This window comes from Mesorhizobium sp. KR1-2 (assembly GCF_040045035.1).
Taxonomy (GTDB): Bacteria; Pseudomonadota; Alphaproteobacteria; order Rhizobiales; family Rhizobiaceae; genus Pseudaminobacter.
The window spans coordinates 316,695-339,212 of the sequence record NZ_JBDZDS010000004.1 but is presented as its reverse complement, the minus strand read 5'-3'; the positions used below and the strand labels follow the sequence as shown (position 1 = coordinate 339,212).

The window sequence follows — 22,518 nt, the reverse complement described above, 5'->3', positions numbered from 1 at the left end:
TTCCGTCACGACCTGACGGACCAGAACGGGCCGCGCTTCACCTGAAGCGCGGCCCGCTTTCATTTTCGCACAAGCTTCGACCTCTACTGTCCCGGCGAACAGCCATGCAGGAGCCGTCGAACCGTGCCGCAGCAACTTCAGACACTCATCTCGAATCTGCAGGATTTCGGCCCGCGCAGGCTGGGCATCATGGCCGCGGTCGCCGCGCTGGTTCTGGCCGTCATCGGCGTCGGTGCCTTCTATCTCAACCGTCCGACGTACGAGACGCTCTATGTCGGCCTCGACCGCTCCGACGTGAACCAGATCGGCATGGTGCTCGGCGAAGCCGGCATCTCCTTCGATGTCGGCTCGGACGGAACTTCTGTGCTGGTGCCCCTGGGCCAGACCGCGGATGCGCGCATGCTGCTGGCCGAGAAGGGACTGCCCACCTCCTCCAATGCCGGCTACGAACTGTTCGACAATGTCGGCTCGCTGGGCCTGACCTCCTTCATGCAGCAGATCACCCGCGTGCGGGCGCTGGAAGGCGAGATCGCCCGCACCATTCAGTCGATCAACGGCATCCGCGCCGCGCGCGTGCACATCGTGCTGCCCGAGCGCGCCAATTTCCGCCGCGAGGAGCAACCGCCGTCAGCTTCCGTGGTCATCCGCGCATCCGCCACCATAGACGCGGTCAGGAGCGCCGTGTCGATCCGCCACCTCGTCGCCGCCGCCGTCCCCGGCCTCAGCGCCGAGAAGGTCACCGTGCTCGACTCGGCCGGCACCCTGCTGGCCGCCGGTGACGACCCGATCAATTCCAGCGCCAGCCGCTCGCTTGGCGTGGAGCGCACCGTCGAGATGCAGATCGAGGAAAACATCCGTCGCGCGCTGACGCCCTATCTGGGTCCGGACAATTTCCGCGCCAGCGTCAAGGCCGACGTCAACACCGATTCGCGCCAGACCGAGGAGACGATTTTCGACCCCGAGTCGCGCGTCGAACGCTCGGTGCAGGTGGTGCGCTCCAACGAGAACGCCAACCGGCGCGACGCCGCCGCCCCGGCCACGGTCGAGCAGAACCTGCCCGAAGCCAATCTTGCGCCGACCGAGGGACCGCAGTCCTCCGAGCAGAGCGAACGCAAGGAAGAGACGACCAACTACGAGATCAACTCCAAGCGCATCGCCACCGTCAGCAACGGCTATTCTGTGACCAAGATGTCCATCGCCGTGGTCGTCAACCAGCAGCGGCTCGCCGAAATCCTCGGCAAGGACGCCACGCCTGACTTGATCAGCCAGCGCGTCGCCGAGATCCAGAAGGTCGTGACCTCGGCCACCGGGTTCGACGAGGCGCGCGGCGACATCATCAATGTCTCATCCGTGGAGTTCATCGATGGCCTCGACGGCGTCCAGATCCCGGAACCAGGCCTGCTCGATGCGCTTAGCCAGCACCTCGGCACCATCATCAAGGCCGCGGCCTTCATCGTGGTGGTCTTCCTGGTCTCCTTCTTCGGCTTGCGGCCAATGGTGGCCCGCATGAGCCCCACGGAAGAATTGCCCCTCCCGAATTTCGACGAGATGCAGCGCTCGCTGCCGATCCCCGGACTGGCGGGAGCCGACGACGACACCGGCGCGCTGCCGCTGCCCCCGCGCAACAGCCCGCTCGATGAGCTGCGCCGCAAGCTCAAGCCCGCGCCGCAGGAACGCCTTGCCCGCATGGTCGACCTTAACGAGGAGCGGACAGCACTCATCCTGCGTAAGTGGGCGCATCAGGAAGTCGCAGGCTGATGTCTGCAGCAGCCCTCTTCGAACTCCTGGAGGACTTCGGCAGACGGCCGCCGCGTTCGGGCAAAGCCGCGCCCGCCGGAGCCCTTGGCGAGATGGTCACGGAATTTGCCGAGTCTACGCCCCCACCGGATCCGTCGGAGCTCATCGCGGCCGAGGTCGAGCGCGCTGAAGCGGCCCTGGCAGAGCGATTGGCGAACGAACATGCCGCCGCGCTCGAGGCCGAGCGCGAGCGCCATGCCGCCGAAGTCGATGCGTTGACCAAACGCTTGGGCGAAGAGGCTGGCGCGACTATTTCCGCACGCCTGGCCGAGATGGAGGCCCGGATCAGCGAGTTGGCAACGACGGCAACCGCCCGCATCGTCAGCGGTTTCCTGAGCGCGGAAGTGCAGAAGCAGTCTCTGGAGAGCTTGGCTCGTGCGATCCGCGCCGCGGTGGCTGACGCAGAGGCCGTCCGGATACGCGTGAGCGGACCCCCGGCACTGTTTGAGGCGCTCTGCGCCGCGGCGCCCGAACATGCCGCAAATCTCGACCATGTCGAGGCTACCGGCTTCGACCTCACCGTCGCAATAGACGAGGACATCTTCGAAACCCGCATTTCGGAATGGTCCGCCGCCATATCGGAGATCCTCGCGTGAACACGGTCGATATCAACGACGTCAAGCACCAGATCATCATCGTCCGCCGCAGCTATGGTGACAGCGAGGACGCGCACCACGGCGGCGTGTGGAAGATCGCCTTCGCCGATTTCATGACGGCGATGATGTGCTTCTTTCTGGTCATGTGGCTGATCAGCGTCGCCGACGAGCACACCAAGGCTGCGGTCGCGAACTATTTCAACCCGGTCAAGCTTATCGACAGGACTTCCGGCAACAAGGGTGTCGAGGAGCTCGGCGACGGGAAAAACGCGTCCGGCCTTACGGTGGAGTCCCCGCAGCCGGCCGATGGCGATGGCGGTGTCAAAGGACCCGACAAGTCGGGTCCTTCGTTGGAGCAGAACTCAGCAGCCTCTCTCGACGCTGTGCAGCATTCCGACGAAAATCTTTTCGCGGATCCATATGCGGTTCTCGCCGAAATCGCCGCCAACTCCGGCGTGCGTCAGAACGTGAGCGACAAAGGCGACGGCGGCGTACAGGAGGCCGGCCCAGCAACTGGAGCGTCCGGCGGCGAATCCTATCGTGATCCTTTCGCGCCGGATTTCTGGTCGCAGCAGGTCGCGACACCACTCGCCGAGGCGAGTGCCGAACGGACAAAGACGGAAACGACATCGGACGGCAGCGAACTGAAGGCGCCGACGGACGTCGCACCGCTTCAGGAACTGGCCAAGGCCCAGGACGCCGCCAGGATCGAGGCCGGCGAGGCCGAGCAGCAGGCCGGCAATGCCCTTTCTGCCCCCAAGAGCGATCAGCCTACGGCGGCCACCAAGCAAGAGGCACAGAAACTGGAAAAGGAGCTCAGCGCTGCATTCCCGCCCGGCGACAAGCTCCGCGACGGCATCTCGGTGACGGCAACCGCCAACGGGATCACCATCTCCGTGACCGACCAGCTCGACTTCGGCATGTTCGAGATCGGTTCTGCCGTGCCTCGCCGTGAGCTTGTGCTGGCGATGGAGAAGATCGGCAAGGTACTGAGCGCTCAGCCCGGCAAGATCTCCATCGGCGGTCACACCGACGCGCGCCCCTTCAAGAGCGCGACCTACGACAACTGGCGCCTCTCCACCGCACGCGCTCACTCCGCGTACTACATGCTGGTGCGCAGCGGGCTCGATGAGGCGCGCGTCAAGGAAGTCGCGGGCTTTGCCGATCGCAAGCCCAAAGACCCGTCCGCGCCGCTTTCGGATGTCAACCGTCGCATCGAGATCCTCTTGGAGAACGATCAATGATCTCGGCTGCACGGCTCGGCGGAGTGCTCGGCATGGCGCTGCTGGCAACGTACAGCACCGCTGTCGCACGCGCCGAAACCGTGAGCCAATTGCAGCCCTACCAGATCGTCCGCTCACTGGAGGTCGTGCAGGACCGCATCGCCACAGGCGACCATGCAATCATGCCGATGCAGCGCAAGCTCTTGGAGATCATCGACGCCAGGCTGCGAACCAGCCGGGCAGACGACTTCGAGGATCCCCGCAATCTGCGGGCCCTGCTCGTCTACGCCATGACCGGCGGCAACCCCGCCACTGTCAGCCATGTGCTGTCGCGGCTCGATCTGGACGGCGGCAATGGGGAAATCGGCGCGGGCATCCTGAACTATCTCAACGGCCAGACCGACGAAGCACGCACGGCCCTTGCCCCAATCGATCCGATGTCGCTTCCGGCGGACCTTGGCTCGTTTGTCGCCCTGGTGAAGGGCTCTGTGTCGGCCACCGATGATCCGCAGGGCGCGCTCAAGCTGTTCGATCAGGCACGCGCGCTCGCACCCGGAGCGCTCGTCGAGGAAGGTTCTCTGCGCCGTTCCATCGCGCTTGCCGCCACACTCGGAGACGCCGACCGTTTCGTGCTTGCATCGACCCAGTATGCGGCGAGCTATCTGCGGTCGCCCTATGCCAGCCAGTTCGCAGATGCCTTTGTGGCGGGCGTCGTCACCCTTCATGATTCTCTCAGCACCGACTCGATCGGCGGCATCACCGGCATGATGGACGCGGAGCAGGCGCGCGTGATCTATCTCCGGATCGCGCGGCGTGCCGGTATCGATGGCCTCAACGAGCTTTCCGCCTTCGCCTCCGCCAAGGCCGAAGGAAGCGGACAGAACGAGGATCCGCGCGCGCTGCTCTACTCCAGCCTCGCGTCCGTCTCTTCGGGTACGTCCGATGAGATCGGCGCCAAGCTTGAAAAGATCGACCGCAGCAAGCTCTCGCGAGACGACCGCGAATTGTTTGACGCCGTCGCCGCTGTCTCCAGCAATCTCACTGCCAATCCTCCGGCCCTAACGCCCGAACGGGTCTCGTCTACCGAGGCACAGCTCGAGCCGAACGAAGCCGACCAGCCACAGGTAATCGAAGACGGCACTTCCCAGGCGCGCAACGCCGAAGCGGCACTGCCGAATGAACCAATACCGCAGGCAGAAACCGCCCCTGCTCCTGACCCGGCAGCTGAGGTAGTCGCCGACACACGGAAAAAACTCAATCACATCGACGAATTGCTCAGAGGTGTTCAATGACCCCAGGCGTAAAGCAAGCTGCGGCCACCTCTACTGCCGGCACGACAAAGACCGACAAGAACGCTGCAAGCGCCCATGACGACGGTGCGGATTTCAAGGCGGCCCTCGGCTTGACCAAGACCGGCAAATCTGGCGGTCATTACCACCGCAACGCCTCATCGGCTGCGGAACAAGAAGCCGACCACCTGCCGCGCCAGACGGGCTTCGGTCCGAAGAGTGGCGCACGCGGTGGAGGCGAAAAGGCGAAATCCGATCCCACCGCCATCGAAGCACCAGCTAAGCCACCGGCAACGCCAATCTCGGCAATGATGCTCGCGCGGGAGCTTGAAGCAAGCGCGCAACGCGATGATCAAGGACCGGCTGAAGGCGAACACCTTCGCAACGGCACGCGAAACGCCCCGGCCGCGCAGCAGACACCAGACGTCAAGATCGACGCCGACCCGGCCTCCCTCATCGCTACCGATCCCGCGGTGCGCAACGTCGCGGGGCAGACGCAGCCGGCAATGCCGCAGAGCAGGACCGGCGTGCTTTCCGGCAGTCTCACGGCTGGTGTCAAGCAGTCCGAGGCGGCAACCACCCCGCAATCCGATGCACGCGCCGCAAGGCTGCCTAGCTCAGCGACGCTCACCTTGTCTCTGACATCCATTGCGAACCCGGGGCAGCCGGCGCAGATGCCAGGCGACCCAACCCTGTTGTCGGTGGGCCGGGAATTCCTGCAGACCCTCGCAGCCAACGCAAACGGCGACGGCTCGCCATCCGAGGGCATTGCGCGTCGCCCCGAAGCCAGAAACGAGCGGGTGACCGTAGTCGCCCAGCAAAACATTCCAGCCCCCGTTGCGCAGCCCAGCGTCTCGACCACGACGGCGCTAGCCAATGTCCTCTCCGCCGAGCCGAGTTGGCGAGCCGCCGCCACGCCTGCGTTTCAGCCGCTCGCGGCGCAGCCCGGCCTGTCCTCGGCGCACACCATGAAAATCCAACTGCACCCTGCGGAGCTCGGCATGGTGACGGCAAACCTGCGCCTTTCAGGCGAGCACATCACCGTCGAGCTACGCGTCGAGAATGGCGAGGCTTATCGCCGCCTGAGCGCCGACAGCGCCGACATCGTAAAATCGCTGCGGGCAATGGGGCTCGACATCGACCACGTCACCATCCAGCAGCCACAGTCTTCGTCCTCCGCGCAGGGCCGGACGGACGGCAACAACGCGTCCGCCGGCTCCGCCCCCGGCGACCAGCAGGCCTCCAATTCGGCCCATTCAGGAGGAAACGGCGACGGCAGACAACAGCCGTCTGGCAATTCCAACACTGGCTCCTTTGGTTCCGATGATGCCGCACCGGCTTCTGCGAATCCTGCTGGCGACGGCCTGTATATTTAGCGGGGGAACGGCGGCCGCCCCCGCCGCCGACAATCCCTGTGAGCCCGAGATCCTGCGTGCCGCCGACCGCTACGGCGTGCCGGTGGGGATACTCTATGCCGTCGGGCTGACCGAGACGGGCCGCAAAGGCAGCCTCCAGCCGAATGCGCTCAATGTGGAAGGAAAGGCCATTTTCCCAAAATCACCGGCTGAGGCCGTGGCGACCTTCAACGCCGCTCGCCGAAGCGGCGCCAAGCTGATCGATCTGGGCTGCATGCAGATCAACCATCACTACCACGGCCAGAATTTCCGCAGCGTAGGGGAGATGCTCGATCCGCACCGCAACGTCGACTACGCGGCAAGATTCCTGGCGCAGTTGCATGCGCGCCACGACACCTGGTCCATGGCAGTCGCGCGATATCATGCCGGGCCCGACAATGACCCGGCGCAGAAACGCTATGTTTGTCGGGTCATCGCCAATATGGTGGCCACGGGCTTTGGCAAGTGGACAGGCAACGCGCGTTCGTTCTGCACGCAGTAGTAGTATCACTAGACCGCAATATATCTCAAAAAGGAGTCCCGCGGCCCGCATTTCCGCGGTCCGCAGACTCAAAGCGGCTTACAGAGGTTAAGCGGGAATGCAACTCATGCGATTCCCGACTCCCAAGAAAATAGCTATAAGAATTAACGGTTTTCCACGCTCCCCGGCAGCGTTTACCACTTGTTAGTCAAGGCATTACAGATGATTCGGGGGCGGCCGATGATAGTGATCGTGGACGAGCGAGAGCTCGTCAAAAAGGGCTATCATTCACTTTTCGACAGGGAGGGCGTGGCAACCGCCGGCTTCCGTTCGAGCGAATTTGGTGAGTGGGTCGAAAGCGCTGCCGAGGCCGATCTCAAATCCGTTCGCGCCTTTCTCATCGGTGATTGCAACGGCGACGTGATGTCCCCGCGCAAACTTCGCGACCGCACCGGCGCGCCGGTGATCGCGCTCAGCGAACAGCACTCTTTGGAAAACACACTGAAGCTTTTCGATGCCGGCGTCGATGACGTGGTCCACAAGCCGGTCCATATCCGCGAGATCCTGGCGCGCATCACTGCAATTCGCCGCCGCGCGCAGGAAGAACAAAACTTCACGCAGATCGGGCCGATGCGAATCTTCCTTGATGGCCGCGATCCGGAGATCGACGGCGAACCCATGCCGCTTCCGCGGCGCGAACGCCGCATCCTCGAATATCTGGCGAGTAACAGTGGCCGTCGCGTCACCAAGACCCAGGTCTTCAATGCCATCTATGGCATCTTCGATGACGAGGTCGAAGAGAACGTCGTCGAAAGCCACATCAGCAAGCTGCGCAAGAAGCTGCGCGAAAAGCTGGGCTTCGATCCGATCGATTCCAAGCGTTTCCTCGGTTACCGGCTGGTCGTCTGATGGTCGCCAGGTGCTTCGACCGTGCTGCATCGCTACGGTCGAATTCGCATCACCTCGCCAGCCTCGCGCAAGACAGGGCTAGTAGCCTCTTCAGCCGAGGTCCGGAAAATCAGGAGACGTTTCGATGAGTTTGTACGGAATGATGCGAACCGGCGTGTCCGGCATGAATGCACAGGCCAACCGCCTGTCCACGGTCGCCGATAACATCGCCAATTCCGACACCACCGGCTACAAGCGCTCGTCGGTTGAATTTTCAACGATGCTGCTTCCCACTTCGGGAGGGGCCTACAATTCCGGCGGCGTCAATACCGTAGTTCGCACGTCCATCGCCTCACAGGGCGCGTTACAATACACAACATCAGGATCTGATCTCGCCATCAAAGGCGACGGTTTCTTCGTGGTACGAGTTCCCGCCACTCAGGGGATGAGTACGGATCAAACTAATTACCTGACCCGCGCAGGCTCTTTCGTGCTCGACGCGAGCGGACGACTGGTGAACGCGGCGGGGTACCAGCTGATGGGTTATAAGATTGGGGGCTCCGACGTTTTGGAGGCCATCACTATTCCCTCAGAACCAAGGGAACCACAAGCCAGTACGCTTGGCCGATTGGCCGGCAACCTTCCGAGCAATGCTGACGTAGGATATACTTCGAAGTCCTCGATCCTCATCTACACCGTCGACGGCACTCCGAAGATGCTGGACATCCATTTCAGCAAGACAGGCGACGGAGAATGGGACGTATCCGTCGAAGATGAGTCGGGTGCGACGCTAGGCTCCGGAACACTCGGATTCGATGTCGCAGGCAAGCTTGTTAGTGGCGGAAGCATAGACCTTGATCCTCTCGTGAGCGTACCAGATTTCACCCTCGACCTATCCAAGTTTACCCAATTCGGCAGCGGTTTCTCGATCACCGACCTGGGAGCCAACGGTAACACCGACAGCGCCATCGATTCTATCCAGATCGGCAAGGACGGAACGATCTTTGCACAGTACACGGACGGATCCACTGCCGCGCTCTACAAGATCGCCCTGGCGGACGTAGCAAGTCCGGACCGGCTTACTGCGCTCGCTGGGAATGTCTATGTCGAGAGCCCCGATTCAGGTCCTGTGATATTCGGGTCAGCAAACGACAAAGGGTTTGGCAGCCTTGTCTCCGGTGCGCTCGAAAGTTCCAATGTCGATATCGCCGAGGAACTCACCAACATGATCTCCGCCCAGCGCAGCTACACAGCCAATTCCAAAGTGTTCCAAACCGGCGCCGAACTCATGGACATTCTGGTCAACCTCAAGAGGTAGTCCGGCCGAGAGTCAGAGCAGGAAATAAGCATGTCACTATCCACTGCACTCAACATCGCGAAGTCGTCGCTTCAGAATACAGGCGTGCAGACCAGCGTCGTTTCGCGCAATGTCATGGAGCAGAACAACAGCGACTATGCACGGCGCACTGCGGTGCTTTCCAGTTCGGCCCCTGGTGCGCGCGTCGTGGTCATCCAGCGCGCCACCAACGACCAGCTGTTTCGCCAGAACCTTTCGGCCGTGTCCTCGTGGAGCGGCCAGACAACGCTCTACACCGGTTTGGATCGGCTCGAACTCTACGTCAACGGCGTCGACAATGCCCAATCGCCGGCGACGGCGATGACCCAACTCCAGAAGGCGCTTCAGACCTATTCAGCCTCACCGTCAAACCGGATACTGGCCGACGCTGCGGTGGATGCCGCGCGCCAGGTCGTACGGTCCCTGAATGACGGCACCGCCGCTCTCCAGACTTTCCGCGTCGAAACCGACCAAGAGATCGGCACCGCAGTCGGTGAGCTGAACACGCTGCTGCAGCAGTTCAAAGATGCAAACAATGAGATCGTCTCGGGAACGCGTTCCAACCGCGACGTGAACGACGCGCTCGACCGGCGCGACGCGATCCTGAAGAAAATCTCGGAATATATCCCGATCTCAACCTTCACGCGGGCCGACAGCGATATGGTCATCATGACCGGCGACGGCACCACCTTGTTCGAGACCGTGCCTCGCAGCATCACCTTCGAGGCCTCGCCGGCTTACGCAGCCGGAGTACCGGGAAACAAGATCTATATCGACGGCGTGCCGGTTTCGATGAGCACCGGCGGCAATGTGAGCTCAGGCGGCAAGCTTGCCAGCATGCTCCAGTTGCGCGACAGTGTCGCGCTCACTATGCAGAGTCAGTTGGACGAGATCGCGCGAGGGCTTATCAACGCTTTCGCGGAAACCGATCCCGATCCCACTGGCACTCTTCCTAAATTGGCCGGCCTCTTCACCTGGCCGGGCGCAGCAATGCCCGAAGGTCTTCCCAGTAGCCTCGTCAGTGGCCTCGCCGGACAGATTTCGCTCAATACGGCTGTCGTCGATCATCCGGAATATTTACGTGACGGCGGCTTCAACGGCGAGGACTACCGGCACAATTCGGACCGCGGCTCCTCCTATGCCGACCTTCTGATTGCCTACGGCAAGAAGCTCGACGAGCGGATGGACTTCGATCCAGCCGCCGGCATTGGCAACAAAGCAAGCCTTTCCGATTTTTCGGCAAACTCCATCGGCTGGTTCCAGGGCCTCCGCCAGGAAGCCTCCCGCGCCGCAGAGGCAAAGGAAGCTCTGGCCGTACGAACCGCCGAGGCGTTGTCCAACCAGACGGGCATCAATGTCGACATGGAAATGTCGATGCTGCTCGACCTCGAACACTCCTATCAAGCGTCTGCGCGTCTCATCAAGGCAGTCGACGATATGTTGTCCGCCTTGCTGGCTGCTGTGAGGTAATGCGATGAAAGCAAGCTTCGTTTCGTCATCGGCCATCTCGGAGGCCATGCGCTATTCGCTGATGAAGACCCAGGTCGCTCTGGCGAAGGCGCAAAAGGAGCAGTCGACAGGGTTCTACGCCGACAAGGGTCTGGCGCTCGGTGCGCGCAGTTCCCAATCCGTCAGCTTCAACCGGGAACTGGAGCGCATCAAGGGCATCGTCGACTCCAACGCCATTGCGGCGATGCGCCTCTCAGCGACCCAGCTAACTCTCGGCAATATTTCTGACGCCGCACAGTCATTTCTCTCGGTGCTTACCACTGGCCTATCCGGCAATGTTCAGTCTTCCGTGATCACCGATAGTGCGAAAGACATGCTGAGCACCCTCTTGTCTCTCAACACAAGCGTGGCCGGTGAATACCTGTTTGCGGGTATCAATACCGACGTTAGGCCGATTAACGACTTCCAAGACCCTGCTTCGGACAATAGGGCCGCTTTCGACGCTGCCTATCAGCAGTATTTGACGGAACCGGGGGTAGATCCCGCCAACCCATTCCCCACTGTCTCCGACATGGATAAATTCATCAGCCAATATGTCGAGCCGCAATTTACGGCAGCAGAGGTGGGAGGGAGCTGGCAGAACTGGTCCAAGGCCTCAGATCAGCTCATTGTCAGTCGCATCGCCCTCAATGAAACCGTCGAGACATCTGTCAGCGCGAACAATGAGGGAATGCGGAAGCTCGCCATGGCGGCGGTAGTGATTGGCGAATTCCTGTCAATGGACCTCAACAGAGACGTGCGCCAATCTCTCGTCGACCGAGCCATTTCGCTGGTTGGCCAGGCGATCGGCGACGTCGACAAGCTGCGGTCGCAGACCGGCATTGCCGAAAAGCGCGTCTCTGATGCGAGCGAACGCTTGAGCCTCCAGAGTACACTTCTCGAAAAAAACATCCTGGCGACCGAGGGCGTCGAGCCGTACGAAGCTGCAGCGCGCGTCTCCGATTACCTGTCGCACATCGAAACCTCCTACGCGATCACCGCGCGCATCCAGCAGCTTAGCCTTCTGAAATTCCTGAGCTGATCGAGAACCCCATGTATCAATTTGCCTACGCTGACATCCAAACCGACTCCGTCGCCGACGCCAAGGATCGCGAGAAGCAGCTGCTCAGCCGCTCGATCGACCTGCTGACGGAAGCGCGCGCTGCCGGCGTCAGCTCGATGGAAGCGATCGAGGCGATACGCTTCGTCAACCGCCTTTGGACGACCTTCATCGAAGATCTTGGCAGCCCCGATAACGCCCTACCGCGCGAACTGCGCGCCAATCTGATCTCCATCGGCCTGTGGCTGCTGCGCGAGGCCGAAGAAGTGCGCCAGGGCCGCTCCGACAATTTCGAGGGCCTGATCGAGGTTTCGCAGATCATCCGCGACGGCATTCAATGAAACGAACGTTGAAGTTATCTCTTAAGCCGAACGAAAAGATCTACATCAACGGGGCTGTCATCAAGGTCGACCGCAAGGTCACGCTGGAACTGCTCAACGACGTACAATTCCTGCTCGAAAGCCATGTGCTGCTGCCGGAGGAAGCCTCGACGCCGCTGCGGCAGCTTTATTTCATGATCCAGGTCATGCTCATGGAGCCGGCTGGAGCCGCGCAGGCACGTGAGATGTTCCGGCAGTCGCTGCCATTGGCCCTGACGAGCTTCACAAACGAAGAGATCCGCGTCGGGCTGAAACAGATCGATCGCATGGTCGGCGAAGGCCGCGTCTACGAAGCGCTCAGGGCGCTTCGCGCCCTCTATCACCTTGAGGAAAAGGCCCTCGTCGCCGCACTGCCGGTCCAGGAGCCCCGCCCCATAGCCGTAGGAGAACGTTTCTGATGAGCATGACCATCGGCTCCACCCTGCCGCCGACCAGCCAGGCAACCGAACAGAAGTCGAAGACGTCCGTTGACTACAATTCTTTCCTGCGCCTGCTCGTGGCCGAGATGAAGAACCAGGACCCGTCGAACCCGATGGATGCGACGCAGTATGTGGCCCAGCTCGCGACCTTCTCTCAGGTCGAGCAGTCGGTGCAGATCAACAACCGCCTCGACCAGCTGCTGCAGTCGCAGACGCTGTCCCAGGCCGACGCGCTGATCGGGCGCACCATCACCTCGGCCGACGGCAAGACGAGCGGCCAGGTCGCCGAGGTGCGGCTGTTCTCGGACGGCATCATCGCCGTGCTGCAGGACGGCACCCAGGTCGTGGTCGGCCCCGGCATCAGCGTCAAGGCAACGGAAGCGTGAACGAGGCCGACGCCCTAGACATCGCCCAATTCGCCATCTGGACGGTTCTGACGGCCGCCGGTCCGGCGGTCGCGGTGGCGATGATCGTCGGCGTCGGCATCGCGCTGGTGCAAGCGCTGACCCAGATCCAGGAAATCACGCTCACCTTCGTGCCAAAGATCGTTGCCATCATGCTGGTGGTGGCCCTGACCGGCCCCTTCATCGGCGGCCAGATCTCCGCCTTCGCCAACGTGATCTTCGAGCGCATCGAACACGGCTTTTAGGGCGGCGTGCTTCGTCCTCGCCACGCCCGGCTTTCACCGTCTGGCCGTTGAACCTGGGAAGACGGGCGGTCGTCGGACGCGCTCATCTAAGTATTTCATCCCCGCGATACGATGCGACGGCTCTTTCTGCACCGCTGCGGCAGTTTTGGTCGACCGGCATGGGTCCCCGGAACCTCCGCACGTCGCTTCGCTCGTGCTTCGGCCCGAGGATGACGGAGAGGGGGCGGCCGGCGCCCAATCGTCAGCGTCGCGGAAACTTCAGAAGACAAGCAATTCTACATCGAAGACATTTGGCCCCGCTTCGGCCGAGGTAGCTTCTCCTGGGGCTGCCGCAGCCATCTGAACAAGGCTGTTGCTTCTCCGTACGTGACCCCGGCTAAGGACGCCTCCGGCCGCCTGCCCCGGCGCATCTCCCATGTTCGCGCAAGCTTGGGGCTCTAGGGTCGCACCGCCCGCATTGCGCGCCAGCGGGCGATGAGCATGGAGACAAGGATGGCCCTCGCAGAAACAATGCCGTCAGGCGGCGCCTCCAAGAGCGGTCGCGACGTCTTCTTCGCACTCGGCATCATCGTCATTCTCGCGGTGCTGTTCCTGCCTATTCCGACCTTCATGATCGACGTCGGCCTGGCGTTCTCGATCGCGCTGTCGGTGCTGATCCTGATGGTGGCGCTGTGGATCCAGCGGCCGCTGGACTTCTCGTCCTTCCCGACGATCCTGCTGATCGCGACGATGCTGCGCCTGTCGCTCAACATCGCCACCACGCGCATGATCCTGTCGGAGGGCAATATCGGCACCCACGCGGCCGGCTATGTCATCAGCGGCTTTTCCCAGCTCGTGATGAGCGGCGACTTCGTGATCGGTCTGATCGTCTTCCTGATCCTGATCATCGTCAATTTCATCGTCATCACCAAGGGCGCCACCCGTATCGCGGAAGTGGGCGCGCGCTTCACCCTCGACGCTATCCCCGGCAAGCAGATGTCGATCGACGCCGACCTTTCGGCCGGCGTCATCGACGACAAGACCGCACAGCTTCGCCGCCGCGAACTGGAAGAGGAAAGCTCCTTCTTCGGCTCCATGGACGGTGCCTCGAAATTCGTGCGCGGCGACGCCATCGCCGGCCTCATCATCACCGCCATCAACATCGTCGGCGGCATCGCCATCGGCTACTTCCGCCATGGCATGGACGTCAGCAAGGCCTCCGACGTCTTCATCAAGCTGTCGGTCGGCGATGGCCTCGTGACCCAGATCCCGGCGCTGATCGTCTCGCTCGCAGCCGGCCTGCTGGTCTCCAAGGGCGGCACGCGCGGCTCGGCCAACCAGGCCGTGTTCGGCCAGCTCGGCGCACATCCGCGCGCGCTCTATGTCGCCGCCGTTCTGCTGGTGGTGCTGGCGCTGATGCCCGGCCTGCCGATGTTCCCCTTCCTGATGCTGGCCGGCGCCATGGCCGCAATCGGCTACATTATCCCCCGACGCCAGCAGCAGGCCGCCGACGCAGCCAAGACCCTGGAGAAGCAGGAGCAGGCAACGAAGGAGGAAGAGGACAAAAATTCGGTCAAGGAGTCACTCAAGACCGCCGAGATCGAACTGCTCATTGGCAAGCAGCTGTCGACCAAGCTTCTGCTCTCGCACCAAGAACTGGCGTTCCGCATGAGCAAGATGCGCAAGAAGTTTGCCCAGCAATACGGCTTCGTGGTGCCAGAAGTGCGCCTGACCGACGATCTGAGCATCCCGAGCAAGAGCTACCAGATCAAAATCCACGGCACCGTGGTGGCCGAGTACCAAATGCGCGTCGGCGAGCTCATGGTGCTGCTGGGCACGCGCGACTTGCCCGACATTCCGGGCGAGGAGATCCGCGAGCCGGCCTTCGGCATGCGCGCCTATTCGGTGCCGGAGATGTTCGCCGAGGACCTGAAGCGCGAGCTGCTCACCTTCGCCGACAACATGTCGGTGCTGCTCACTCATCTGAGCGAGGTGATCCGCAACAACCTGCCGCAGTTGCTCTCCTACAAGGACATGAAGGCACTGCTGGAGCGGCAGGACCCCGAATACCGCAAGCTGGCGGACGAGATCTGCACATCGCACATCTCCTATCCGGGCCTGCAGGCGGTGCTCAAGCTGCTGCTGGCCGAGCGGGTGTCGATCCGCAACCTTCACCTCATCATCGAGGCGATCGCCGAAATTGCCCCGCATGTGCGCCGTACCGAGCAGATCGTGGAGCATGTGCGCGTGCGCATGTCCCAGCAGATCTGCGGCGATCTCAGCGAAGGCGGCGTGCTCAAGGTGCTTCGGCTGGGCAACCGCTGGGACCTCGCCTTCCACCAGGCCCTCAAGCGCGACGCCAAGGGCGAGGTGCGCGAGTTCGACATCGACCCGCGCCAGCTCGAGGAGTTCGGCCAGGAAGCCACGAAGGTCATCCGCGGACATCTCGAGGCGGGCGAGCGCTTCGTCATCGTCACCGCGCCGGATTCGCGGCCATATGTGAGGATGATCATCGAGCGGCTGTTCACCACGCTGCCGGTGCTGTCCCACGTCGAGATCGCCAAGGGCGTCGAAATCCGGGTGCTCGGAACCATTTCGTGACCGCCGTCGCGCCCGAAACCGTCGTGCTGGCGGCCTTCGTCGCCTTCTGCAGGATCGGCGGCTGCTTCCTGATCATGCCTGGGCTTTCGAGCGCGCGCGTGCCGGTGCAGATCAGGCTGTTCGTGGCTGTGGCCGCGACGGGCGCACTTCTGGTTCATCTGTGGGACCACATCATTCCCTACGTAGACGCGCGTCCGCAGGTGCTGGCCCCGATGATCGTCTCGGAGCTGCTGATAGGTGCGTTGATCGGCGGCCTGGCGCGGCTCTACGTCATGGCCCTGCACTTCATCGGTGCGGCCATCGCCATGCTGGTCGGCTACGGCGGCATGGCGGGAACGGCCATCGAGGAAAACGAGCCGCAGGCGGCACTGGCCAGCATCATTTCGTTTTCTGCGCTGCTGCTGCTCTTCGTCTTCAACTTCCATCACGAGATCATCAAGGCGCTGGTCGCCTCCTATGAGGTCGCGCCGCTGGACGCCTTCTTCAATCCGCGCGAGGCGCTGGTCGACGTCACCGATACGCTGTCGGAAAGTTTTCTCCTCGTGCTGCGACTGGGCAGCCCCTTCATCGCCTATGCACTGCTCGTCAACCTTACGATCGGTTTCGTCAACAAGCTGGTGCCGCAGATACCGGTCTATTTCATCTCACTGCCCTTCGTGATCACGGGCGGGCTGATCATGTTCTACTTCGGCATCGGCACGCTGCTCAGCCTGTTCGCCGACGGCTTCCTGTCAACCACGATCGGGAGATGACCCCATGACCACGCGCAAGGAGCGGCTGCAGAAGCTGGTGCGGGTGCAGAACCAGCTGAAGGCGATGCACGAGACGCGCCATGCCGGGTTCCTCGCCGAGGCGGCCGCAGCAGAGAACGAGGCGGCGGAGCTGGCCGGTCGTTTCGACGCCGAGGATTCGCTGTCCAGCATATTCCCCGAAATCTATCACCAGCGCATTGACAAGGCGCGCGCGCGCCAGGTCGAGCAGCAACAACTGGCCAGGGACGAGGCCGGGAAGGTGGCGACGGCGACCGCTCGCACCAACATGGTGGAGCGCGCCTATCGGGAAGCGCGCATGTGGGACGAGCGCCTCACCGCCGACCGCGAGAGGCTGGACATGGTGGAGCGCAAGGCTTCCGAGGACCGGTAAGGTTGCCACAAGCTTGCTGGGCCATGATGCACCATACCAAAACTGACGAGGACCGCTTTCTTGGCGATTTCCCCACCCAGCGACATTGTCTTGGACGTTGCCCGCGCGGTCGAACCGTCGGGCATCGAGGCAGCGCGTGCAGAGCTGGTGAAACGCGGCACCTCCGCCGGCGGCAGCGCGGTGGCTTCATTCTCGCTGGGTGAGACGGGCTTTCACGGGAAGTTTGCCCGCGCGGCCACGGAAACCACCTCGCCCGAGCCCTTCAAGCGCTTCGAGGCGATGGTGCTGCAGACCTTCATCCAAAACATGCTGCCGAAGGACGCCGAAAACGTCTACGGCAAGGGCATGGCCGGCGACATGTGGAAATCGATGATGGCCGAGAAGCTGGCTAACGTGATGGCCGAGCGCGGCGGCATCGGCATCGCCGACCGCGTTCTTGGCGACCACTACATGGACGGCGAGAACAAGGTTCCCGTCGGGCCGGTTTCCGGCGGCCCGGGGAAGGCCGAGATCGATGAACAGACCAGCCTGTCGACGGCTCTGGTTCAGGATCTGCAGCGCAAGCTGGCGCGCGACCTGACCGGCGATCAGGCCGCCGTTGCGGCCAAGGCGAAGATTTAGAACCTAGCGGGATAAACCGATCATGACCGACCAGAATGCGATTGCCGAGAATTTGCCAGCGCCGGCGGCGCAGCCCGCGCCGTCGGCGCGGCTCGGCAATCTATCGGCCATCATTGGACGCATTGCGCATGCCGTCGACGAAGAGACGGCGGCGATCCGCGCCGGCAGCGGCTTCGACATCCGCTCTTCGAGCGCGCGCAAGAGCCGGTATCTGTACGAGCTGACCCGCGCCACCAAGGGCGTGGAGGAAACCGACCTGCTTGCTGAGCACCGCGAGGGCCTGGAACAGCTGCGCGGCAAGCTGACGGCCAATGAATCCGTTATCCGGGCGCATATGAGCGCGGTGAGCGAAGTGGCGACGCTGATGCAGGACGTCATCAAGCGCGCCGAAACCGACGGTACCTATTCGGAAGGTGAGTTCGGGTGGGCTCGTTAGTCAAGTTCATAGGAGCGGCGGTCTGGATCTGCATCGTCACGCTCGGGGCGGTGTTCTATTCGTTCCAGTTCTCCAGCGCCAAAACGGCCGACCCCAAAGCCCTGCCGCCGCTGCTCGGCGGGCTGAACTACGTCAAGACGGACGTGATCTCGGTTCCGGTCTTCAGCAAGGCCAACATCGACGGCTACTTCCTGGCCCGGCTCGTCTATACGGCCGACCCGAAGGAGTTGAAAAAGCTCACCGTTCCTGCGGAGTCGCTGATCGTCGATCAAGTCTACACCTATCTGTACGCCAACCCGCAGATCGACTTCGCCAAGCGCGAGAACTTCGATCTGGACGCATTCAGGAATGGCGTTCGCGACAGCATCAACGAGCGGGTGGGCGAGACCATGATCCACGAAGTCATCGTCGAGCAGATCGACTTCCTCCCTCGCGACGAAACGCGCGACAGGGTCGCAAGCCGGCGCGAAATCATGCGCCCGGCTACTGCCCCCACTGAATAACGCAGTCGAGAAGACCGCCGGATTGACGTTTACGTCAACAGGAGGTTATACGCTTCCTGATCCTGGCCGCCTCCGCAAGGTGGCCGGCAACGTCGGAACGGCGCCAGGCGCGCCACATCAGGGAGCATTGCCATGAGCGTTGAAGCTGTCGTCGAAAAGATCAGGGCCCGCGTGGAAAGTTCCGGTTTCGACCGTTCGGTGAAGTTCGACACCGGCGGCGACGGCGTGATCGTCATCGACGGCGCCAGCATTTCCACCGCCGACGCTCCAGCCGATTGCACCATCAAGATCAGCCTCGACGATCTGGAGTCGCTGATCAGCGGCGACCTGAACCCGACGATGGCGTTCATGACCGGCAAGATCAAGGTCGAAGGCGACATGTCGGTCGCCATGTCGCTCAGCCAGATCATCTGATCCGGAGAACAATTAGCCAACGAAAAGCCCGGCGTTTTGAGCGCCGGGCTTTTCTTTTGGGCTTCAGGCCGCAGTCTCCAGGCCCGCCGAACGCTGCCGGCGCCCGGCTGCTTTGAGGACACCGGATGCGCCGTCGAGCGCGCCTTCGACCAGTTCCAGCGCCAGGAAGCGGTGCCGCTCATAGGGGCCTGGCATGGCAAGCGCGCCGGTCTTGTCGGCCGAGAAGCCGAACCGGGCATAGTAAGGCGCGTCGCCCACCAGCAGGATCGCCCGGTGACCGAGACTTTCGGCTTCGGCAATCGCACGACACATCAGGGCCGAGCCGACGCCGGCCCCTTTCAAGGACGGCTCGACCGCGAGCGGCCCGAGCAGCAGCGCCCGCGCCCCGCTCTCGCCGAGCCTGACGTCCCACAGCCGCACGGTACCGAGCACGGCGCCGGTCGCGTCACGCGCGACAAAGGCCAGCCCCGACGACGGCAAACGGCCGCGGCGCAGCTTTTCCGACGACTTGCGCCGCCGCTGTGGGCCCATGGCGCGGTCGAGCAGCGCCTCGCGCGCAGCGACATCGGACGGAGTTTCGGCAGCGATGGTGAAAGCCACGCAACTGCCAATCTCCCCCCTTGTGGGGGAGATGCCCGGCAGGGCAGAGGGGGGCAACATCGAGCGTACATCGCCCGGATGCTCGTTATCCTGCTGCGTGACCTGAATCCCCGGTAGAGAGGCAGCACCCCCCTCTGGGCTACCGCCCATCTCCCCCACAAGGGGGGAGATCAGCCAATCATCAGCGTTGCCGCCTTTGGCAATCCAGTTTGTATTTTCCATTTCCGCGATCCTTCACAAGCGGAGGTTTTTCCACGAGCGAACCCGCCGCCGACGAGAAACGCCGGCGGGCAGGATGATCTGGCGGCTGCCGGACACCTTTTGGGGCGCCCGTAACGAGCCGTCAGATCACGTAGGATCGGAGAGGCTCGAAGCCGTTGAAGGCGACGGCCGAGTAGGTCGTCGTGTAGGCGCCGGTGCCCTCGATCAGCACCTCGTCGCCGATGGTCAGCGACAGCGGCAGCGGATAAGGCGCTTTTTCGTAGAGCACATCGGCGGAATCGCAGGTCGGGCCGGCCAGCACGCAGGGCTCTGCCGCATCGCCGTCACGCGGGGTGACGATCGGATAGCGGATCGCCTCGTCCATGGTCTCGGCGAGACCGCCGAACTTGCCGATGTCGAGATAGACCCAGCGCACATTGTCGTTGTCGGCCTTCCTGGAGATCAGCACGACTTCCGACTTGATGACGCCGGCATTGCCCACCATTCCGCGGCCCGGCTCGATGATGGTTTCCGGGATGCAGTTGCCGAAGTGCTTGGAGAGCGCGTCGAAGATCGCCTGGCCATAGGCCTGGGCGGTCGGCACGTCCTTCAGGTAGCGCGTCGGGAAACCGCCGCCCATATTGACCATGCGCAGCGTGATGCCTTCCTGCGCCAGCGCCGAGAACACGGCCTTGGCGTCGGCCAGCGCGCGATCCCAGGCGACGAGGTCGGTCTGCTGCGAGCCGACATGGAACGACACGCCATAGGCGTCGAGACCAAGCGCCTTGGCGTGGCGCAGCACGTCGACGGCCATGGCCGGCACGCAGCCGAACTTGCGCGACAGCGGCCACTCCGCACCTTCGCCATCGGTCAGCACGCGGCAGAAGACCTGCGCGCCGGGGGCGACGCGGGCGATCTTCTCGACCTCTTCAACACAGTCCACCGCAAAGAGACGGATGCCGAGCTCATAGGCGCGCGCGATGTCGCGCTCCTTCTTGATGGTGTTGCCATAGGAGATGCGGTCGGGCGTGGCGCCCGCATTCATCGCCATCTCGACCTCGGCCACCGAAGCGGTGTCGAAGCATGAGCCCAGCTGGGCGAGCAGGCGCAGGATCTCCGGCGCAGGGTTGGCCTTCACCGCGTAATAGATCTTCGAATTCGGCAGGGCCTTCTCGAAGGCATTGTAATTGTCGCGCACGACGTCGAGGTCCAGAACCAGGCACGGGCCATCGGGACGTCGGGTGGCGAGGAAATCGAGGATGCGCTGGGTGGCCATGAATCTCTCCTTGGCGCGGGTTTCCCCACGCTTAAATCAAGCTGCGGCGCGATCCCCTTCGATCGCATGTGCCGCTATGGACAAAGGCATGAATGCGAGTCAGCGAGCCGGGCGGTGGAGATCCCGAAACGCAAAAACGCTTTCACGCGGCGATGAGCTCGTGCCTTGCGGCATCTGCTCGCTTTGTCTGCCTTGGCTTGGATTGGGAGACCCAGTCCGCACTGCCGGCAATGAAGGTGTGCCTCTTCAGTAACCCCGATCTATGGACGATCGGCAGACACCAGAAAGGCCCGCACCGTCGTTGCTTCAAGGCGTCCTTGGCTTTGCGGTTGGCCGCTAAACCAACTGGGCTCGTTACTTCCCAGGTACCGTCCCGATTACCTCGCCATTCGAGGGTCGGGGGACGCCCACAGGCACGTGCGACTTTGGGCAAGCGGGCATATAGGGTTAGGGTCTGTCACAATCAACAAAAATCGTAAGGCCGCTTGTAAAATGCCGGGCGTCGAACGAAGCTGGCGCAAAGCCGACGATTTGTTGAACGATGGGCCCGATGCGCGACAGCCTGAATGCTTTCCTTGACTACCCCCAAGTGGCTGTTTCCAATGCACAATCAGGCCCGCTGGCGGGGCTTGGCCTGGGCGTGAAGGACATTTACGACGTGGCCGGCTATCGCACCGGCTGCGGCAACCTCGATGCCTATGCGCAAGGCTCGCCCGCTACGCGGAGCGCGCCTGCGGTGCAGGTGATTCTCGATGCCGGCGCGCATTTCCTCGGCAAGACGCAGACGGACGAATTCGCCTTCTCGCTGATGGGGCAGAATGCGCATTTTCCGCACCCGGCGAATTCGGCCGCCCCCGGACGCGTGACGGGCGGCTCGTCCTCCGGCTCGGCGGCGGCGGTGGCCGGCGGGCTGGCCGACATCGCGCTCGGTTCGGACACCGGCGGCTCCATCCGCGCGCCGGCAAGCTTCTGCGGGCTGATCGGCCTGCGCACCACGCATGGCCGCATTCCGCTCGACGGCGTGATGCCGCTGGCCCCCTCGCTCGACACCGTCGGCTGGTTCGCGCGGGATATGAATGTCTATGAGGCGGTGGCCGAGGTGATGTTCGGCCCCGCATCGCGCAGCGAACGGGACGACGGCACCGCCCCTCGCCTGCTCCGCCTCGCCGCGCTGGACGAACTCGTCTTCGGTCCTGCGGAGGCCGCCGAATACCGCCGCATGCTCTCGATAGTGATTGACGCACTCGGCGAGACAACGACGGCCGCCCCGCTCAGCCAGTCCAGCGACGACCTCTACTGGTCCTTCAGAAGGATCCAGGCGCGCGAGGCATGGGAAAGCCGCGGCCGCTGGATCGAGGCGCACCCCGGCAGCCTCGACAGAGGCGTCGAGGACCGCTTTCGTTTCGGCCAGACGGTGGACGACGCCGCGCTGGCGGAGGCCCGTAAATTCCGCGCTACGTTCCGCGAAGATTTGGGCGCGCTGCTGGGTGAAGGCGGCTATCTGGTCCTGCCGACGGTTCCGGGTGCAGCACCGCTCAAGACCGAGGCCCCGGACAGCCTGCTTGCCTATCGCGAACGTGCCTTGCGGCTTCTTTGTCTCTCCGGCCTGTCCGGCTTCCCGCAGATCTCGCTGCCGCTCGGCACGGTCGACGGCGCGCCCTTCGGGCTGTCGCTGCTGGGCCCCGCCGGCAGCGACCGGACGCTCATTGCGCTGGGCCGGCGCATTCTCGAAACCAAGGAATGA

General features: G+C 63.0%; 24 protein-coding genes. 22 read left to right on the top strand and 2 right to left on the bottom strand.

The window, feature by feature from the left end:
- The first annotated feature begins 123 nt into the window (after positions 1-123).
- The 21 genes from fliF to ABLE85_RS11245 all read left to right on the top strand — a co-directional run bounded on the left by fliF (position 124) and on the right by ABLE85_RS11245 (position 18,697).
- Positions 124-1,758, top strand: coding sequence for a flagellar basal-body MS-ring/collar protein FliF (gene fliF / locus ABLE85_RS11345; RefSeq protein WP_348792828.1), 1,635 nt, complete (start codon positions 124-126; stop codon positions 1,756-1,758).
- Positions 1,758-2,393: a hypothetical protein gene (locus ABLE85_RS11340; protein ID WP_348792827.1), complete on the top strand. Its 636-nt coding sequence runs from the start codon at positions 1,758-1,760 to the stop codon at positions 2,391-2,393. Before fliF ends, ABLE85_RS11340 begins: the two co-directional genes overlap by 1 nt.
- Positions 2,390-3,637 carry a MotB family protein gene (locus tag ABLE85_RS11335; RefSeq protein ID WP_348792826.1) on the top strand — a complete coding sequence of 416 codons (1,248 nt, stop codon included), beginning with the start codon at positions 2,390-2,392 and terminating at the stop codon, positions 3,635-3,637. The genes ABLE85_RS11340 and ABLE85_RS11335 overlap by 4 nt, the downstream gene beginning before the upstream one ends.
- On the top strand, positions 3,634-4,908 hold the full coding sequence (locus tag ABLE85_RS11330) for a chemotaxis protein MotC (RefSeq protein ID WP_348792825.1): 1,275 nt from the start codon (positions 3,634-3,636) through the stop codon (positions 4,906-4,908). Before ABLE85_RS11335 ends, ABLE85_RS11330 begins: the two co-directional genes overlap by 4 nt.
- On the top strand, positions 4,905-6,281 hold the full coding sequence (locus tag ABLE85_RS11325; protein WP_348792824.1) for a flagellar hook-length control protein FliK: 1,377 nt from the start codon (positions 4,905-4,907) through the stop codon (positions 6,279-6,281). The genes ABLE85_RS11330 and ABLE85_RS11325 overlap by 4 nt, the downstream gene beginning before the upstream one ends.
- Positions 6,232-6,801 (top strand): transglycosylase SLT domain-containing protein, encoded by a 570-nt coding sequence (locus tag ABLE85_RS11320; RefSeq protein WP_348792823.1) that lies wholly within the window; start codon positions 6,232-6,234, stop codon positions 6,799-6,801. Before ABLE85_RS11325 ends, ABLE85_RS11320 begins: the two co-directional genes overlap by 50 nt.
- A gap of 219 nt (positions 6,802-7,020) precedes the next feature.
- Positions 7,021-7,689, top strand: a complete 669-nt coding sequence (locus ABLE85_RS11315) for a response regulator transcription factor (protein ID WP_348792822.1) — start codon at positions 7,021-7,023, stop codon at positions 7,687-7,689.
- Between the two features lie 124 nt (positions 7,690-7,813).
- Positions 7,814-8,986, top strand: coding sequence for a flagellar hook protein FlgE (locus ABLE85_RS11310; RefSeq protein WP_348792821.1), 1,173 nt, complete (start codon positions 7,814-7,816; stop codon positions 8,984-8,986).
- Positions 8,987-9,016: 30 nt separating this feature from the next.
- Positions 9,017-10,474 carry a flagellar hook-associated protein FlgK gene (gene flgK, locus ABLE85_RS11305; protein ID WP_348792820.1) on the top strand — a complete coding sequence of 486 codons (1,458 nt, stop codon included), beginning with the start codon at positions 9,017-9,019 and terminating at the stop codon, positions 10,472-10,474.
- Between the two features lie 4 nt (positions 10,475-10,478).
- Entirely contained in the window at positions 10,479-11,534 is a 1,056-nt protein-coding gene (locus ABLE85_RS11300; protein ID WP_348792819.1) for a flagellar hook-associated family protein, read from the top strand.
- An 11-nt stretch (positions 11,535-11,545) separates the two neighbouring features.
- Positions 11,546-11,893, top strand: a complete 348-nt coding sequence (flaF, locus tag ABLE85_RS11295) for a flagellar biosynthesis regulator FlaF (RefSeq protein ID WP_348792818.1) — start codon at positions 11,546-11,548, stop codon at positions 11,891-11,893.
- Positions 11,890-12,330, top strand: coding sequence for a flagellar biosynthesis repressor FlbT (gene flbT / locus ABLE85_RS11290; protein ID WP_348792817.1), 441 nt, complete (start codon positions 11,890-11,892; stop codon positions 12,328-12,330). Before flaF ends, flbT begins: the two co-directional genes overlap by 4 nt.
- Positions 12,330-12,737 carry a flagellar hook assembly protein FlgD gene (gene flgD / locus ABLE85_RS11285; protein ID WP_348792816.1) on the top strand — a complete coding sequence of 136 codons (408 nt, stop codon included), beginning with the start codon at positions 12,330-12,332 and terminating at the stop codon, positions 12,735-12,737. The genes flbT and flgD overlap by 1 nt, the downstream gene beginning before the upstream one ends.
- Positions 12,734-13,000: a flagellar biosynthesis protein FliQ gene (gene fliQ, locus ABLE85_RS11280; protein ID WP_348792815.1), complete on the top strand. Its 267-nt coding sequence runs from the start codon at positions 12,734-12,736 to the stop codon at positions 12,998-13,000. Before flgD ends, fliQ begins: the two co-directional genes overlap by 4 nt.
- Positions 13,001-13,492: 492 nt before the next feature.
- Positions 13,493-15,580: a flagellar biosynthesis protein FlhA gene (gene flhA, locus ABLE85_RS11275; protein ID WP_348792814.1), complete on the top strand. Its 2,088-nt coding sequence runs from the start codon at positions 13,493-13,495 to the stop codon at positions 15,578-15,580.
- Positions 15,577-16,332 carry a flagellar biosynthetic protein FliR gene (fliR, locus tag ABLE85_RS11270; protein ID WP_348792813.1) on the top strand — a complete coding sequence of 252 codons (756 nt, stop codon included), beginning with the start codon at positions 15,577-15,579 and terminating at the stop codon, positions 16,330-16,332. The genes flhA and fliR overlap by 4 nt, the downstream gene beginning before the upstream one ends.
- A gap of 4 nt (positions 16,333-16,336) precedes the next feature.
- Positions 16,337-16,723, top strand: a complete 387-nt coding sequence (locus ABLE85_RS11265; RefSeq protein ID WP_348792812.1) for a hypothetical protein — start codon at positions 16,337-16,339, stop codon at positions 16,721-16,723.
- A gap of 60 nt (positions 16,724-16,783) precedes the next feature.
- Positions 16,784-17,344 carry a rod-binding protein gene (locus ABLE85_RS11260; protein ID WP_348792811.1) on the top strand — a complete coding sequence of 187 codons (561 nt, stop codon included), beginning with the start codon at positions 16,784-16,786 and terminating at the stop codon, positions 17,342-17,344.
- A 22-nt stretch (positions 17,345-17,366) separates the two neighbouring features.
- Positions 17,367-17,780 carry a hypothetical protein gene (locus ABLE85_RS11255; RefSeq protein WP_348792810.1) on the top strand — a complete coding sequence of 138 codons (414 nt, stop codon included), beginning with the start codon at positions 17,367-17,369 and terminating at the stop codon, positions 17,778-17,780.
- Complete coding sequence (locus tag ABLE85_RS11250) at positions 17,768-18,283, top strand: hypothetical protein (RefSeq protein ID WP_348792809.1); 516 nt, start codon at positions 17,768-17,770, stop codon at positions 18,281-18,283. The genes ABLE85_RS11255 and ABLE85_RS11250 overlap by 13 nt, the downstream gene beginning before the upstream one ends.
- A 132-nt stretch (positions 18,284-18,415) precedes the next feature.
- Positions 18,416-18,697 carry an SCP2 sterol-binding domain-containing protein gene (locus tag ABLE85_RS11245; RefSeq protein ID WP_348792808.1) on the top strand — a complete coding sequence of 94 codons (282 nt, stop codon included), beginning with the start codon at positions 18,416-18,418 and terminating at the stop codon, positions 18,695-18,697.
- 63 nt (positions 18,698-18,760) lie between these two features.
- Here the strand turns inward: ABLE85_RS11245 and ABLE85_RS11240 are convergent, their stop codons facing one another.
- Complete coding sequence (locus ABLE85_RS11240; protein WP_348792807.1) at positions 18,761-19,297, bottom strand: N-acetyltransferase; 537 nt, start codon at positions 19,295-19,297, stop codon at positions 18,761-18,763.
- 343 nt (positions 19,298-19,640) lie between these two features.
- Positions 19,641-20,774 carry an ornithine/lysine decarboxylase gene (gene odc2, locus ABLE85_RS11235; protein ID WP_348792806.1) on the bottom strand — a complete coding sequence of 378 codons (1,134 nt, stop codon included), beginning with the start codon at positions 20,772-20,774 and terminating at the stop codon, positions 19,641-19,643.
- A gap of 541 nt (positions 20,775-21,315) precedes the next feature.
- Between odc2 and ABLE85_RS11230 the strand changes: the two genes are divergently transcribed.
- Complete coding sequence (locus tag ABLE85_RS11230; RefSeq protein WP_348792805.1) at positions 21,316-22,518, top strand: amidase; 1,203 nt, start codon at positions 21,316-21,318, stop codon at positions 22,516-22,518.